17 protein-coding genes are annotated in these 14,705 nt (G+C 61.1%); 8 read left to right on the forward strand and 9 right to left on the reverse strand.

What is annotated here, in order from left to right; genetic code table 11:
* Nucleotides 1-80: 80 nt before the first annotated feature.
* From CEW89_RS20730 to CEW89_RS20735, 6 genes are all read left to right on the forward strand, one after another.
* Complete coding sequence (locus CEW89_RS20730) at nucleotides 81-266, forward strand: hypothetical protein (protein ID WP_157779778.1); 186 nt, start codon at nucleotides 81-83, stop codon at nucleotides 264-266.
* A 202-nt stretch (nucleotides 267-468) separates the two neighbouring features.
* Nucleotides 469-1,464, forward strand: a complete 996-nt coding sequence (gene gap / locus CEW89_RS07050; protein ID WP_096805417.1) for a type I glyceraldehyde-3-phosphate dehydrogenase — start codon at nucleotides 469-471, stop codon at nucleotides 1,462-1,464.
* A 192-nt stretch (nucleotides 1,465-1,656) separates the two neighbouring features.
* Nucleotides 1,657-1,800 carry a hypothetical protein gene (locus CEW89_RS21005; protein ID WP_096805418.1) on the forward strand — a complete coding sequence of 48 codons (144 nt, stop codon included), beginning with the start codon at nucleotides 1,657-1,659 and terminating at the stop codon, nucleotides 1,798-1,800.
* Nucleotides 1,801-1,919: 119 nt separating this feature from the next.
* Complete coding sequence (gene gap, locus CEW89_RS07060) at nucleotides 1,920-2,921, forward strand: type I glyceraldehyde-3-phosphate dehydrogenase (RefSeq protein WP_096805419.1); 1,002 nt, start codon at nucleotides 1,920-1,922, stop codon at nucleotides 2,919-2,921.
* A gap of 248 nt (nucleotides 2,922-3,169) precedes the next feature.
* Entirely contained in the window at nucleotides 3,170-3,820 is a 651-nt protein-coding gene (locus CEW89_RS07065) for a MarC family protein (RefSeq protein ID WP_066703872.1), read from the forward strand.
* 176 nt (nucleotides 3,821-3,996) lie between these two features.
* The gene (locus tag CEW89_RS20735; protein WP_155846076.1) at nucleotides 3,997-4,155 is read left to right on the forward strand and encodes a hypothetical protein; all 159 of its coding nucleotides are present in this window, start codon (nucleotides 3,997-3,999) and stop codon (nucleotides 4,153-4,155) included.
* An 80-nt stretch (nucleotides 4,156-4,235) separates the two neighbouring features.
* Here the strand turns inward: CEW89_RS20735 and coaD are convergent, their stop codons facing one another.
* The 3 genes from coaD to CEW89_RS07080 all read right to left on the reverse strand — a co-directional run bounded on the left by coaD (nucleotide 4,236) and on the right by CEW89_RS07080 (nucleotide 6,281).
* Complete coding sequence (gene coaD / locus CEW89_RS07070; RefSeq protein ID WP_066703875.1) at nucleotides 4,236-4,730, reverse strand: pantetheine-phosphate adenylyltransferase; 495 nt, start codon at nucleotides 4,728-4,730, stop codon at nucleotides 4,236-4,238.
* Nucleotides 4,731-4,862: 132 nt separating this feature from the next.
* On the reverse strand, nucleotides 4,863-5,297 hold the full coding sequence (locus tag CEW89_RS07075) for a CBS domain-containing protein (RefSeq protein ID WP_066703878.1): 435 nt from the start codon (nucleotides 5,295-5,297) through the stop codon (nucleotides 4,863-4,865).
* A 90-nt stretch (nucleotides 5,298-5,387) separates the two neighbouring features.
* Nucleotides 5,388-6,281, reverse strand: coding sequence for a LysR family transcriptional regulator (locus tag CEW89_RS07080; protein WP_066704468.1), 894 nt, complete (start codon nucleotides 6,279-6,281; stop codon nucleotides 5,388-5,390).
* Between the two features lie 106 nt (nucleotides 6,282-6,387).
* Here CEW89_RS07080 and CEW89_RS07085 point away from each other — a divergent pair, with 106 nt between their 5' ends.
* Together CEW89_RS07085 and CEW89_RS07090 are read left to right on the forward strand one after the other, a co-directional pair.
* Nucleotides 6,388-7,887 (forward strand): CoA-acylating methylmalonate-semialdehyde dehydrogenase, encoded by a 1,500-nt coding sequence (locus CEW89_RS07085; protein ID WP_066703882.1) that lies wholly within the window; start codon nucleotides 6,388-6,390, stop codon nucleotides 7,885-7,887.
* Nucleotides 7,888-8,089: 202 nt separating this feature from the next.
* Nucleotides 8,090-8,287, forward strand: coding sequence for a YgaP family membrane protein (locus CEW89_RS07090; RefSeq protein ID WP_066703884.1), 198 nt, complete (start codon nucleotides 8,090-8,092; stop codon nucleotides 8,285-8,287).
* 3 nt (nucleotides 8,288-8,290) lie between these two features.
* Here the strand turns inward: CEW89_RS07090 and CEW89_RS07095 are convergent, their stop codons facing one another.
* The 6 genes from CEW89_RS07095 to soxA all read right to left on the reverse strand — a co-directional run bounded on the left by CEW89_RS07095 (nucleotide 8,291) and on the right by soxA (nucleotide 14,700).
* A complete protein-coding gene (locus CEW89_RS07095; RefSeq protein ID WP_096805420.1) occupies nucleotides 8,291-8,947 on the reverse strand; it encodes a Crp/Fnr family transcriptional regulator in 657 nt (218 codons plus the stop codon).
* A 117-nt stretch (nucleotides 8,948-9,064) separates the two neighbouring features.
* Nucleotides 9,065-9,514 (reverse strand): DUF302 domain-containing protein, encoded by a 450-nt coding sequence (locus CEW89_RS07100; RefSeq protein WP_096805421.1) that lies wholly within the window; start codon nucleotides 9,512-9,514, stop codon nucleotides 9,065-9,067.
* Between the two features lie 90 nt (nucleotides 9,515-9,604).
* Entirely contained in the window at nucleotides 9,605-10,705 is a 1,101-nt protein-coding gene (locus CEW89_RS07105; protein ID WP_096805422.1) for a c-type cytochrome, read from the reverse strand.
* Nucleotides 10,686-11,978 (reverse strand): sulfite dehydrogenase, encoded by a 1,293-nt coding sequence (gene soxC / locus CEW89_RS07110; RefSeq protein WP_096805423.1) that lies wholly within the window; start codon nucleotides 11,976-11,978, stop codon nucleotides 10,686-10,688. The genes CEW89_RS07105 and soxC overlap by 20 nt, the downstream gene beginning before the upstream one ends.
* 53 nt (nucleotides 11,979-12,031) lie before the next feature.
* On the reverse strand, nucleotides 12,032-13,729 hold the full coding sequence (soxB, locus tag CEW89_RS07115) for a thiosulfohydrolase SoxB (protein ID WP_066703899.1): 1,698 nt from the start codon (nucleotides 13,727-13,729) through the stop codon (nucleotides 12,032-12,034).
* Nucleotides 13,730-13,836: 107 nt separating this feature from the next.
* Nucleotides 13,837-14,700 (reverse strand): sulfur oxidation c-type cytochrome SoxA, encoded by an 864-nt coding sequence (gene soxA / locus CEW89_RS07120; RefSeq protein WP_096805424.1) that lies wholly within the window; start codon nucleotides 14,698-14,700, stop codon nucleotides 13,837-13,839.
* Nucleotides 14,701-14,705: the final 5 nt, after the last annotated feature.

Genomic DNA, 14,705 nt, shown 5'->3' on the forward strand with positions numbered 1-14,705 from the left:
GCCAGACAGCGCCCCCTGCCGTGAAATCTGCGCGGAGCTGCCCTCGACGGACAGCCAAACCAACAGGGAAGGAGACCAAGATGACTTCAGAGACCACCAGAATGCGCACCCGGCTGGCCCCGACCGTGGCCCTGCTTTTGAGCATGGGCGTGCTTGCTGCCTGCGAGACCACCCCGCAGGAATATCCGGTCAGTCACGAAACCTGCGCGCCCGGCGATCCGGTGCAAACGCTCGATTCGAACGATTGCAAACTGCCCGGCATGTAACCTGAAATGCGACGGGCTTTCGGTCGGGGGCCCCCGGGCCCCCGAAGTGCTGTCGCGATGTTTCACCCTGTTATCGCTAAACCGTCTCTTTTAGCGATGTTTGCGCGAACATGTTGGCGTTAAATGCTTTTCCAAAACGGCACACCGCCGTATACCGACCTGCGACTCCCCTCCTCAACAGAACATCAGCCGGAGACGCAATATGACCATCAAACTCGGGATCAACGGATTTGGCCGCATCGGGCGCTGCACGCTGGCGCATATCGCAGAGGCCGGGCTGAACGAGATCGAGGTGGTCAAGATCAACGCCACCGGCCCGATCGAAACCAACGCACACCTGCTGAAATACGACAGCATCCATGGCCGGTTCGGCGGCACGGTGTCGGTCGAAGGCAACACCATGGACCTCGGCAACGGCCCGATTCAGGTGATGTCGACCTACAACCCGGAAGAGCTCGACTGGGAAGGTGTGGACGTGGTGCTCGAATGCACCGGCAAGTTCAACGACGGCCACAAGGCCAACACCCACCTCGAGCGCGGTGCGCGCAAGGTGCTGATCTCGGCCCCGGCGAAAAACGTCGACCGTACCGTGGTGTTCGGCGTGAACCACCTCGACCTGCGCGAAAACGAGCGGATGATCTCGAACGGCTCCTGCACCACGAACTGCCTTGCCCCGCTTGCCAAAGTGCTCAATGACGCCATCGGCATCGAGAGCGGCATCATGACCACGATCCACAGCTACACCGGCGACCAGCCGACGCTGGACCGTCGTCACAAGGATCTGTACCGCGCCCGCGCCGCCGCCATGGCGATGATCCCGACCTCCACCGGTGCCGCCAAGGCGATCTCCGAAGTGCTGCCAGAACTGGCGGGCAAGCTCGACGGCTCCGCGATCCGCGTGCCGACGCCGAACGTCTCCGCCGTCGACCTGACCTTCCAGGCCTCCAAGGATGTGACCGTCGCCGACGTCAACGAGATCGTGCGCGAAGCCGCCGACGGCCATATGCGCGCCGTTCTGGGGTATGATCCGGAACCGAAAGTGTCGATCGACTTCAACCACACGGTGCAGTCCTCGATCTTTGCCCCCGATCAGACCAAGGTGATCGGCCGCACCGTGCGCGTTCTCGCCTGGTACGACAACGAATGGGGCTTCTCGGCACGCATGGCCGATGTGGCCACTGCCATGGGCCGGCTCTGAAGCCTTTCGAGGCCAGACCAGACGCCCTTCGGGGCGGGGGAAGAGGAGCCCCCGTCCTGTCATTTTTTTCGGCAGAGACATGAGCCCCGTAAGCTATCTTACGGGCTCAATTTTGTTTTTTTTGATAACCCCCCTTTTTTTCTTCACACCCCTGTCGCATTGTGCCCCCAAGACAGACGTTAGCGCGAGAATATGACCAATCAGATTGCCCTGGGCCTCGCCATCGTGATTTTGATCGCGCTCGGCCTCGATTTCGGGCTGACCGGGGGCGCAGGATCCTTGTTTCTGGCCCGGGAATGGCTCCGGCTGATTCATTGGATCGCATTCTGGCGCTGATCGCTGTCATGGGGCCGGTGAGGTCACATTATACATATTTGCGCAAGGGGCGGGTCTCCTTGCGGATCACTTGAGATGGGACAGGGTCCCATCAGCCAAAGCGTCAAGGAGGTGCTGTTATGGCCGTGAAAGTCGCAATTAACGGATTTGGTCGGATCGGGCGCAATGTGCTGCGCGCCATTGTCGAATCGGGTCGGACCGATATCGAGGTGGTGGCGATCAACGATCTGGGTCCGGTGGAAACCAACGCGCACCTGCTGCAATTCGACTCGGTGCATGGCCGGTTCCCGTCCGAGGTGAAATTCACCGAAGACACGATCGACGCCGGTCGCGGCCTGATCAAGGTGACCGCCATCCGCAATCCGGAAGAGCTGCCTTGGGGCGATGTCGACATCGCGCTGGAATGCACCGGCATTTTCACTGCCAAGGAAAAGGCCGCCCTGCATCTGAAGAACGGCTCCAAGCGCGTTCTGGTCTCCGCCCCCGCCGCAGGTGCCGACAAGACCGTAGTCTTCGGTGTGAACGACGACGTGCTGACCGCCGATGACATCATCGTCTCGAACGCCTCCTGCACCACCAACTGCCTCTCGCCGGTCGCCAAGGTGCTCAATGACGAGATCGGTATCGTGAAAGGCTTCATGACCACGATCCACTCCTACACCGGCGACCAGCCGACGCTCGACACGATGCACAAGGACCTGTATCGCGCCCGCGCCGCCGCGCTTTCGATGATCCCGACCTCGACCGGGGCCGCCAAGGCCGTGGGGCTCGTGCTCCCGGAACTGGCCGGCAAGCTCGACGGTGTCGCGATCCGCGTGCCGACCCCGAACGTCTCGGTCGTCGACCTGACCTTCGAGGCAGCCCGCGAAACCACCGTGGAAGAAATCAACGAGAAAATCCGCGCCGCCGCAAACGGTCCGCTCAAAGGCATTCTCGGCTACACCGACCGCAAGCTCGTGTCTTCGGATTTCAACCACGATCCGCACAGCTCGATCTTCCACACCGATCAGACCAAAGTCATGGAAGGCACCATGTGCCGCATCCTGACCTGGTACGACAACGAATGGGGGTTCTCGAACCGTATGGGCGACACCGCCGTCGCGATGGCGAAATTCCTCTGAAGCGATCCGGCGGGGTGAAAGCCCCGCCGCACGCAAGAGCCTCGCGCATGAAACGCCATCAAAGCGTTTCGCAAAACCTGAATGAGGCATCGCGAAAAACGTTTATCCCGCGCGAACGGGGGATGAACGCCCCGGAGCCCCCTCCGGGGCGTTTTTCTGCCCCCCCACACCTCAAGAGGCTTGTTCCCGGCAAAGCGCATGTTATCTGATCCCGAAGCCTCTCCTCCCAGCGTGTAGTCACAGGTTCCATGCCCAGCCTCTCGACCATCCTCAGCGAATTCATCACCCTCTGGGTCGTCATCGACCCGATCGGCACCCTGCCCGTCTTCATCGCGGGCACAGCGGGCCTGTCGCCGCATCTCGCACGCATGGCCGCCGCCCGTGCCGTGATCATCGCGTTTTTCATCCTGCTGGCCTTCATCCTTCTGGGACAGGTGGTGCTTGAGGCTTTGGGCCTCGGCCTCCCGTCCTTTCAGATCGCTGGCGGGCTGGTGCTGTTCCTCTTTGCGCTGACGATGATCTTCGGCGACGGCAAACCCTCGCATGAAGCCGCGCAGGTCGAGAAGCCGCAAAGGGATCAACAGACCCAGGCCCGGCGTGTGGCGGTGTTCCCCCTGGCCATGCCCTCCATCGCCTCCCCCGGCGCGATGCTGGCGGTGGTGATGCTGACCGATAACGACCGGTTTTCCATGGCGCATCAGGCGATGACCGCCTCGATCATGGTGGTCGTTCTGCTGATCACCCTTCTGATCCTGATCGCTGCCCAGCCCATCCTGCGTGTCATCGGGGAAACCGGCGCGGCCATTGTCTCGCGCGTCATGGGCATGGTTCTCGCTGCCGTCGCCGTCGACGCCGTGCTCAAGGGGTTTGTCGCAATCGGGATCATTCCGGCATTCTGAACCGGCCTTCGGCCTCCGCCGCCGACTTCAAGACATATTGCAAAATAGAAATGCGTTTCGCGCAGAACCCATGCACAAGCCGCATATCGAGCTTGGCGAACCGGCATTGGTGTTAGCGCTAAAACGGGTGCATATCAGGGCCATCGAAACGCTTACGCCCTGAAAGGACCGGCATCATGAAAACGCTTGCTTCCCTCGCCACCGCCGCCCGCAAACGGGTCGCCTATCGCCGCACTCTGGCCGAGCTTGACGGTCTCTCCGACAAGGTCAAGGCCGATCTGGACATCGACGCCGCCCGCGCCCGCCAACTGGCGCATGACGCGATCTACGGCTGACGCTTCCCCGCGCCCGCGCATGAGAAGGCCCCCGCGAAGGGGCTTTTTTCATGTCTGGCTCTGTTCAGCGAGACGCGGGCTCAGCGACCAAACTTGGCCAGTAGCCGCGCTTCCACTTCGGGCGACACGAATTTGGAGATCTCGCCATCGAGACGGGCGATTTCCTTGACGAGTTTCGACGCGATCGCCTGATGCCGTGCATCGGCCATCAGGAACACGGTCTCGATCTTGTTGTCGAGCGCGCGGTTCATGCCGACCATCTGATACTCATATTCGAAATCCGCGACCGCGCGCAGCCCGCGAATGATGATCGAGGCGTTCACATCGCGGGCGCATTGGATCAGGAGGTTCTCGAACGGGTGCACCACGATCTCGCATCCGGTGTCCGCTGAAAACCCCGCCGTGTAGTCCTGAAGCATCTCGACACGCTCGTCGAGAGTGAACAAGGGCCCCTTGTCGCGGTTGATGGCCACACCGATGACGAGCCGGTCGACAAGCGCACAGGCCCGTCGGATGATGTCGCCATGTCCATGGGTCACCGGGTCGAAAGTGCCGGGATACAAGCCGATACGCATGGGGTCTTCCTCCTCTTCCTCTGGCGCACGCAACAATATTGCAGGTGCGAAATCAAGAGGATTGGGGCGCGAACGCCCCGTCACCCATGATAATTTCCTTGTCGCCCGGCATTTCTCCCGGCACGGATCGGCTCAATGCCCCATGATCATGCCTTCGAGCGCGGTGTTCTCCATGGCGAGCTGATCGAGCCGCGCCTGGACCACATCGCCGATCGACACGAGCCCGATCATCTCCTCGCCATCCATCACCGGCATGTGACGGAACCGCCCCGCGCTCATCCGCTCCAGCACGGCCAGCGCGGTATCGTCCGCGCGGCAGCTCACCAGCTTGCGCGTCATGAAATCCGCCACCTTATGGGTCAGCACCTCGGCCCCGGTCCGGCCCAGTTCGCGCACGATGTCACGCTCCGACAGGATGCCTTCGGGGCGTTTCGGGTCGGAGGCGACGATCACCGCCCCGATCCGGCGGGACGACAAAAGCTCCGTCGCCTCCCCCACCGTCATGTCCGGCCGAATGGTCACGGTTTCCGCAATCGCCTTGGCTTTCAAAATTTGTCCAACGAGCATGGTTCCTCCCTTTTTATCAATTGGCTGCCGCAGGTGCAGCCCTCTCCCTTGTCTCCCTTCCCTCAGCCTCTCCCGGGGTGCGACAATCTGTCAAGCCTCGGCTTCGAGTTTCTCGACGACCTCCCGCATCTGCCGGGTGAAAATCTCGCAGAACCGCGACAGCCGTTCGACCTTGCGGTCGTCGGCATGTCGCACCAGCCAGAAGGCACGTTTGAGCCGCACAAGCTCCGGCAGGACTCTGCGCATACGTGGAACATAGGGCAGACAGAAATCGTGCACGATGCCGAGACCCAGCTCGGCACGGATCATGTTGAGCTGCACGGAAACCGAATTCGACGTGTAATCCACCCGATTCACGCCGATTTCCTCAAGATAGTCGAGTTCCTTGTCGAAAATCAGATCGGGCACATAGCCAACCATCTTGTGCGCCCCGAGGTCCCCGAGAGCACCGATTGCCGGATGTCGACGCAGGTAGGGGCGCATGCCCGCGAGCGACAGATGGTAATCGGTGATCTTCTGCACCAACAGCCGCCCCGACGTCGGCGCGGACACGCTCACCACAAGATCCACCTCGCGCTTCGACAGGTTGAAAAGCCGGGGCTGGGCGATGACCTGCATTTCCAGATCCGGGTGTTCCCGAGCGATTCGCGCAATCACGCGGGGCAGAACATAGTTGGCGCAGCCATCCGGCGCACCGATGCGGATCACGCCCTTGAGACCCGCCTCGCCCTCTTCCGAAAGAGTTTCGGCACCGAGTGTCACGGCCTGTTCCGCCGCCTCCGCATGAGCCAGCAGCCGCCCGCCGTCGCGGGTCAGCTCATAGCCCTGCGGCGATTTTGCGAAAAGCGTGACGCCAAGCCCCTCTTCCAGCCGGGAAATCCGTCGCCCCACCGTCGCCGGGTCGATCTTCAATTGCCGTCCCGCCCCCGAGAGGCTTTCGGTCCGCGCCACAGCCAGAAACACCCGCAGATCATCCCAGTTCATCTTGGCTCCCTTCATTTTGCAAAAACGCAAAATATTTTTGAAATCTTCGCCCTTTTGAACCCATTTCCGCAAGACTAACTTTAAGACAAGTCAGATGGAGGACCCCATGCAAGAGCTCAAACATTACATCAACGGTGCATACGTCGCTGGCACCTCCGGCCGTTTCTCAGAAGTGCGCAACCCGGCCACTGGTGAAGCCATCGCCAAGGTGCCGCTCGCAACGCCCGCCGAGCTGGACGATGCCGTCGCGAAAGCCGCAGTGGCGCAGGTCGAATGGGCCAGGGTCAACCCGCAGCGCCGTGCGCGCGTAATGATGAAATTCGGTCGCCTGATCGAGGACAACATGGACGCGCTGGCCGAATGCCTGTCCCGCGAGCATGGCAAGACGTTGCCGGACGCGAAGGGCGACATTCAGCGTGGGCTTGAAGTGATCGAGGTCTGCATGGGCGCGCCTGCGATGCTCAAGGGCGAATTCACCGGCGACGCAGGTCCCGGCATCGACCTTTACGCCATCCGTCAGCCGCTTGGCGTCGTTGCGGGCATCACGCCGTTCAACTTCCCGGCGATGATCCCGCTGTGGAAAATGGGCCCGGCGCTGGTCTCCGGCAACGCCATGATCCTGAAACCCTCCGAACGCACGCCGATGACCTCTCTGATGCTCGCTGAGCTGGCCACCGAAGCCGGTGTGCCCGCGGGCGTGTTGCAGGTCGTCCATGGTGACAAGGAAACGGTCGACGCGATCCTCGACAATGAGGTGATTCAGGCCGTGGGTTTTGTCGGCTCCACCCCGATCGCGCAATATATCTACGGCCGTGCGGCCACCAACGGCAAGCGCGCGCAGTGTTTCGGTGGTGCGAAAAACCACATGATTATCATGCCGGACGCCGATCTCGACAAGGCCGCCGACGCGCTGGTCGGCGCGGGTTTCGGCGCCGCTGGCGAACGCTGCATGGCCGTCTCCGTGGCGGTACCGGTCGGCAAGGAAACCGCCGACAAGCTGATCGAGAAACTCGTTCCCAAGATCGAGAAACTCAAGGTCGCGCCCTATACCGCCGGTGACGACACCGATTACGGCCCCGTCATCACCGCGCAGGCGAAAGCGCGCATCGAAAGCCTGATCACCTCCGGCGTGGACCAGGGCGCGACGCTTGTGACCGATGGACGTGGCATGAGCATTCAGGGCTATGAGAACGGCTATTTCGTCGGCCCGACCCTGTTCGATGACGTCACCCCGGAGATGGACATCTACAAGGAAGAGATCTTTGGCCCGGTCCTGAGCCAAGTCCGCATGGAGACCTATGAAGAGGCGCTTCAGCTCATCATCGACAACGATTACGGCAACGGCACGGCGATCTACACCGCCGATGGTGACACCGCGCGCGACTTCGTGGCGCGTGTGAATGTCGGCATGGTCGGCGTCAACTTCCCGATCCCGGTGCCGCTGTCCTATTATTCCTTCGGCGGCTGGAAAAAATCGGCCTTCGGCGATCTCGACCAATACGGGCCGGACGCGTTCAAGTTCTACACCAAGACCAAAAAGGTCACCTCACGCTGGTTCTCCGGTATCAAGGATGGTGTGGCGCTGAACTTCAAGGCGATGGACTGATCCAAACCTTCATAAATCGAACATTCAGGCGGGCTTTCACATGAAAGCTCGCCTTTTCTTGTCTTATTTCAATATTCGCTCGTCTCTCACGGTCCTGCAGCACATCCGTCAACATATATGACGGATGTGAGTTTGTTACAGACAGACGCCTGACGTCGCAGTAGCGTGGTTCTTGGTTAACCAAGACTCACTGGAGAGTTCCATGTTGAAAAAGAACGTCGGCGGCCTTGACCGCATCCTGCGCATCGTGATCGGCCTTGCCCTCATCCTCGGGTTCTTCCTGAACACCGAAGCCTCGCTGCGCTGGCTCTACCTGATCGGGATCATCCCGCTGGTGACCGGGCTGATCTCCTCCTGCCCGCTCTATTCGATCTTCGGGATCAACACCTGCAAGAAATGATCGTCACCCCGAATGCGCCAGCGCATCGAGCGCTTCGCGATCGGTGAGATAGACCACGCCGCGGGCGGTTTTCACCCATCCGCGGCGCTGGAATTCCTGAAGCTGACGGGAAATCACCTCCCGCGCAGTGCCCAGTTCCGCCGCCAGTTGCGCGTGCGTCGCCTTCAACTCCCCCGCGCCCCGTGACAATCCGAGAAGTTTTTGCGCCAGACGAATATCGACCTTTTGAAAGGCGATTTCCTCGATCACATGAAACAGATCGGTGATCCGCCGCGAATAGGCGGAAAACACGAAATTGCGGAAACTCTGCGAGCGCGCCACCAGATCGTCGAACACCCGGCGCGGAATGGCAACCGCCTCCACCTCCGTCTCGGCAATGCCCTCGGCGCTGTAATCCTCATAGGCCAGAAGGCAGGCGGTGGTCAGCACACAGCTTTCCCCGGCATGCACCCGATAGAGCACGATCTCGCGCCCGCCCTCGGTGGTCTGCTGCACCCGCACAGTGCCTTCGAGCAGCATGAGAAGGTTCTCCGGGCTTTTGCCCGGCCCGAACAGCACCGTGTTTTCCGGCAGGTGCACGATTTGCGACTGGCTCACAAGGCGCTCGCGCACCTTCGGCTCCAACGCCGCCAGACCGGAGAAACGGTCGATCCAATCCATCCTGTGCCCCTTTCACGGTTCAAGGGGTCTGTTTACGGGGTTTGGCCGAAAGCTGAAACACAGTTCTGCTTTGCCGCGACGTCATGACGACCCTCACGCGCTTTTCCGCCGCCCCGCTCAGAAACTCACCGCCTCTTCCACAATCTCTGTCAGCAGGTCCTCGACCGCCTGCATCGGACCGTCCGGGTAATCGCGGAAACCGATGGTGACCTTGCCCGCCTGATCCGCCACGAAGATCGAATAGGGGCAATGCACGATGTTCATCGGATCGGCCTCCATCACCTGCCGCGACACGGTGGCCGAGCAGAACAGGAACACATCCGCCGCATCGAACAACACGACATCGGAGCCGACATCCTCGCGGGTCCGCTCCAGCATCTCGCCGGTGTGGCTGCGGTAGTCGATCACCAGTCCCTTCGAGATGATCGCATCCTCGACGGCAAAAGCCGCGTCCTCGAACGTGCCGTCATAATCGAAGGTGATCGCCTGATCGTTCGCCAGAACCGGCGCGCCGAAACCTGCGCCGGTCGCGAGTGCCAAAAGCACCGCCAAAGCTTTGGTGTTCATGAGAAATCCTCCCTGTTTTTCCGATGATACCATGGAAAAGGGGCGGCACCCAGTTCGGATGCCGCCCCCCCCCTGTTCGCGCAGCATGTCTTACTGCGACACGGATTTGAGGTATTCGATCACCGCGGCGATCTCTTCGTCCTTTTTCAGCCCGGCGAAGGTCATCTTGGTCTTCGGGAACATCGCCTTCGGCTTGTGCAGATATGCAGTCAGGTTCTCCTCGGTCCAGATGAAGCCCTCGGCATGGGCATCGGTGAAGTCCTTGGAATATTTGAACCCTTCGATATGGGTGATCGGGGCCCCGACCACACCATTGAGCACCGGACCGGTCTTGTTCTTGGCCCCCTCGCCGACCTGGTGACAGGCGGCGCATTTCTTGAAGACCTTCTCGCCCTGTGCCGCCAGATCGGCGTCAAAGGACATGGCTGCCATCTCGACCGGCGCCTCTTCCGCAACGGGCTCTGCCGTAGCCTCTTCGACCGCAGGCGTCTCAACCGGCGTCTCGACAGCCTCCTCGACGACGGCGACGGCTTCGGTCACGGTTTCCGCGCCCGCTTCCTCCGGCGTCACGTCAAGAACGGTCGCGCGTTTGGTGATCTCGACCGTGTCCTTGCAGTTCTCGTAACAGGCATTCGCCTCGGTGAAGATGGTATATTCCGTTTCCGGGCGATCATCGACGATGAAGCCCCCGGCGTTCGGCATCTCCACCTCAAGGAAGTTCTCGTTCGAGAGCACGAAATCGTCGTCCACGAGGTAGTTCGAGTACAGCAGATAGGCGGTGATCGCATAGACGTCGTCGTCGGACATGGTCTGCGCATTGCCGAAGGGCATGGAGCGGCGGACATAATCGTAGACGGTCGAGAGATACGGCCAGTAAGAGCCGATGGTCTTCAACGGGTCCTTGTCCGCCAGCGTGCCGTCGCCCCCCGCCAGTTTCGGCCAGTTGTCGACGCCTTCCGCGAACTCGCCATGACAGACGGCACAGTTCTCGGAAAAGATCATCTCACCGTCTTCGACCGAGCCGGAGCCGATGGGCAAACCCTCGCCATTGGGGGAAATATCGTGGTTCCACGCCGCGATTTCTTCGGGCAGAGCTGCGCGGCCAAGGCCGAGTTTTTCCGCGAAAGCCGGCATCGCCAGCGCGGCGGAGAGGGCGGTTGTGAGGATCAGTTTAGGAAGAAACTTCGACATTTTCCGCCTCCCCGTTCGTTTTGACATGCCAGGTCTGGATACAGTTGTTGTGATAGACGGAGTTCTCGCCGCGCACGTCGCGCAGTTGCGCTTTGGTCGGCTGAACATAGCCCGTGTCGTCATGGGCGCGCGACTGGAGCAGCATCTCTTCGCCATCCCATGTGGTGTCGAGATAGAACCGCGTCAGCGCCATCGACTGGCCCTCATTGGCAAGCCGCGCCTTCTGCCAGGTCTTGCCGCCGTCCATCGAAACATCGACGCCAGTGATGGCGCCCCGCCCGGACCACGCAAGCCCCGTGATCACCAGCGGGCCTTTGCCGTGCTTGATCGGCGATTGCGGGCTGGGCGAGGTCACCACGGATTTCGCATCCATGACCCAGGTCCATTTGCGCGAGGTGCCGTCCGCGAGCGTGTCGGTGTATTTCGAGGTTTCCTCACGCGACTGAATGGCCTGCGCGGTCACTTCGATGCGCCGCAACCATTTCACCCACATGTTGCCTTCCCAGCCCGGCACCACAAGGCGCACCGGATAGCCATGCTCCATGCGCAGCGCTTCGCCATTGGCTTTGAACGCGATCATGCAATCGTCGAGCGCCTTCTCCATCGGAATCGAGCGCCCGTTCGACGAGGCATCCGCCCCCTCGACATAGACCCATTTGTCGGAAAGATCGCCCGCGGCCCCAAGCCCCGCCTCTTCCAGAAGCGTGCGCAGCGTAACGCCGGTGTATTCCATGTTGTGGATCATGCCATGGGTGAACTGCGCGCCATTCAACTGCGCCCCCGCCCATTCCATGCCCGTGTTGGCCGCGCATTCGAGGAAGAACGTCTTGTTCACCCGCGGGAAGCGTTCGAGATCTTCATAGCTAAAGACCAAAGGCGTATCGACCAAGCCGTTGATCATCAAACGATAATCTTCTTTCTTGAGCTCAATCGCACCGGAGTGATGCCGCTCGAAGGCACAGCCCTGCGGTGTGATTGTACCGTCGAGCGCATGGATCGGCGTGAAGTTGATCGACGAAATCGGATCGGCCGTCAGCCACGGCACGTTGCGGCGAATGACATCGCCCTCGTATTTGATCGGCAGGCCATAGGGTGTTTCATCCACGCCCGCACCCGTGGACATGGCCCAGTCCTGTTTCTCGGTGATCAGCGGATCGGGACCGTCTTGGGCAGCGGCCTTGCTCGCCGCCAGCCCGACCCCGGTGGCCGCCGCCCCGCGCAGAAACGCGCGGCGGCTCGTGCCCGGGTTCTGACCGTTCTGGGTGTCACTCATCTCTCGTGTCTCCCTCGTGTTGTGCGATTTATCATGGACTTAGGCCCCGGCGCTTATGCGCCGATGACCTTGACGGAGGTGTTCGGTTCGACATGAACCACGCCCTGTTTGCGGATGTGATCCTCGACCACGTCCCAGATCTGCGGTCCTTCGGTGCCTTCGTTGACCGAAGCCCAGCCCGCGACGACATAGTTTTTCGCCGGATCCAGCAGCTCGCCGGTCTTGAGCAGCGTCAGCTCCGAAATCCGCTCGCCCTGCGGTTTGGTGATGTCGATGCGGTAGCCAAGACCACCCATCCGCACCATGTCGCCGCCCTGCTGATAATAGGGATCAGGGTTGAAAATGTTGTCGGCCACGTCTTCCATGATCGTATGGATGAACTCGCCGGTCATCTCGGAACGGTACGCCTTGCCATAGGTCATCGAGGTCGCATTCCAGATGTCTTCGCGGGTGATCTTGTCTCCCGGAAGCAGCGACGGCCCCCAACGCACACCCGGCGACATCGCGATATCCGCCTCGCGCTCACTCAGAAGCGCGTCACAGATCAGATCGTCCCAAGTGCCGTTGAAATTGCCGCGACGGTAGAGCACGCTATCGGTCTCGCCGATCACCTCGGACATCGCCTCTTCATAGGGCGCGCGCTGCTCATTGATCAGGGCGGACACCTCTTTGTCCGGCTCGATCACGTCGGAGAAGATCGGGATGAGTTTATGGCGGAAGCCCATCATGCGACCGTCGCGCACGTCCAGATCGACGCGAGAGACGAATTTGCCGTTGGATCCGGACGCGATGATGATCGTCTCGCCGACCAGAACCGGCTCCGGCAGCGCATCATGGGTGTGGCCGGAGAGCACGACGTCGATGCCCTTGACGAGGCTCGCCATTTTCTTGTCCACGTCGAAGCCGTTGTGCGACAGCAGAACAACCAGTTCCGCGCCCATGCCGCGCACCTCGTCGACCACTTCCTGCATCCGCTCGGTGCGAATGCCGAAAGAGTATTCCGGGAACATCCAGCCGGGGTTGGCGATGGGCATATAGGGGAAGGCCTGACCGATGACGGCGATCTTCACGCCGCCACGCTCAAAGAATTTGTACGGTTCGAAATCCTCTGCCGGTTCGTCCCATTCGGCGTCGAAAATATTCGCGCCCAAAGCCGCAAACGGCAGATCGGCCACGACTTCGCGCACGCGCTCGGAGCCAAGCGTGAATTCCCAGTGGAAGGTCATCGCATCGGGTTTCAGCGCGTTCATCACATTGACCATATCCTGCCCCGCCGTGTGGTAGCAGGTGTAGGAGCCGTGCCATGTGTCGCCGCCATCGAGCAAAAGCGCATCGGGCCGCGCAGCGCGGATCGAATTGATCACGGTGGCCACGCGGTCGAGGCCCCCGACCTTGCCGTAAGCTTTGCCGAGTGCTGCGAAATCGTTGTAGCTCAGCGCATAGGCCGTGGGCGAATTGTCTTCGATGCCGTAGAGCTTGCGGAAATCCGCCCCCGTGATATGCGGCACCGCGCCCTTGTTGCCGCCCACGCCGATGTTGATCTCCGGCTCCCGGAAATAGATCGGTTTGAGCTGGGCGTGAATGTCGGTGACATGGATCAGCGAGACGTTGCCAAACGTGTCGAACTCCAGAAGCTGATCCTGCGTCAGGCTTTGCTGGGCCGCAAGCCGCGCCCAGTTGCCAAAACCGGAGGCGCCAACAAGGGCGGAGGCGGCCATGGAGACCTGAAGGAAGTCACGACGTGAAATCATGCGTGTAGCTCCGTAGATGCCGCACAAATCCATGAATTATGCGGGAATTTGAATATATCGGGAGAGAGAAAGCCCCGCGCGAGCCATCGTCGGCGGGGCTTCAAAGATCAGTTGCGGACGGACGGCCCCTCAACGGACAGGCCGTTGCCACGGGACGCCACATAGAGCTCCAGCGCCACGAATTCCGGCGAGCCCGGCGAGAAGGTCTCGGCGCGGGTGTCACGGATACAGCCTTTGAACCGGCCATGGGTGCCGGTCAGCTTGTTGTCCTTGATCCGGTAGACCGGGAAGCCGTTGGTCTGCCCCTGCGACAGGTGGTCGGCGCGGATCATGTTGCCGTAATTCTGCTCGTGGCAGTTGGCGCAGGACAGATCGAGCTGGCCGAAGCGGGTATAGTACATCTCCTTGCCCTGCTCCCAGGTCGCCTGGGCCGGACCGTCGATCGCGACGTTCATCGGCGTGCCGCGTGCCACGGAAGCCAGAGCCGCTTCGAAATTCAGCATGGTGACGCTGTCGTATTTCTGCTTCTCGGCGCCCATCCGTTCGGTCAGACAATCGTTGATCTGCATCTGGATGGTGTAGACCGCTTCCTTGTCGTCATTCCATTTCGGATAGGTCGGACGCACGGAGGCGAGGCTGTCGACGCCCTCATGGCAATCCATACAGGATTTGCCCTCGGTGCCCATCACCGTTTCGAATTGCTCGAACCCGGCTTCGGCGCCCAGCATGCCGGGGTTGTCGAAATCGTCCATCTCCATCGCCTGGGTCTCGTCGGAGCGGAAGCGCCAACCGGACAGGATTTCGTCGAGATGGCCCTCCAGATGCGCAGGTGCCGTCGTCTTGGTGACGATCTCGATCTCGCCGTTGATCACCAGTTCCGCCTCCTCGTCGGCCAAGGCCGGGGCCGCGAGCACCAGAGCGGTCAGAGCCGCCGCGGTGCGAACGGTGCGAAGCGTGTTCTTCAGTTTCATGCGTT

Origin of the sequence: Celeribacter ethanolicus, assembly GCF_002407265.1 — a bacterium.
In the GTDB taxonomy this organism is placed as follows: Bacteria; Pseudomonadota; Alphaproteobacteria; order Rhodobacterales; family Rhodobacteraceae; genus Celeribacter; species Celeribacter ethanolicus.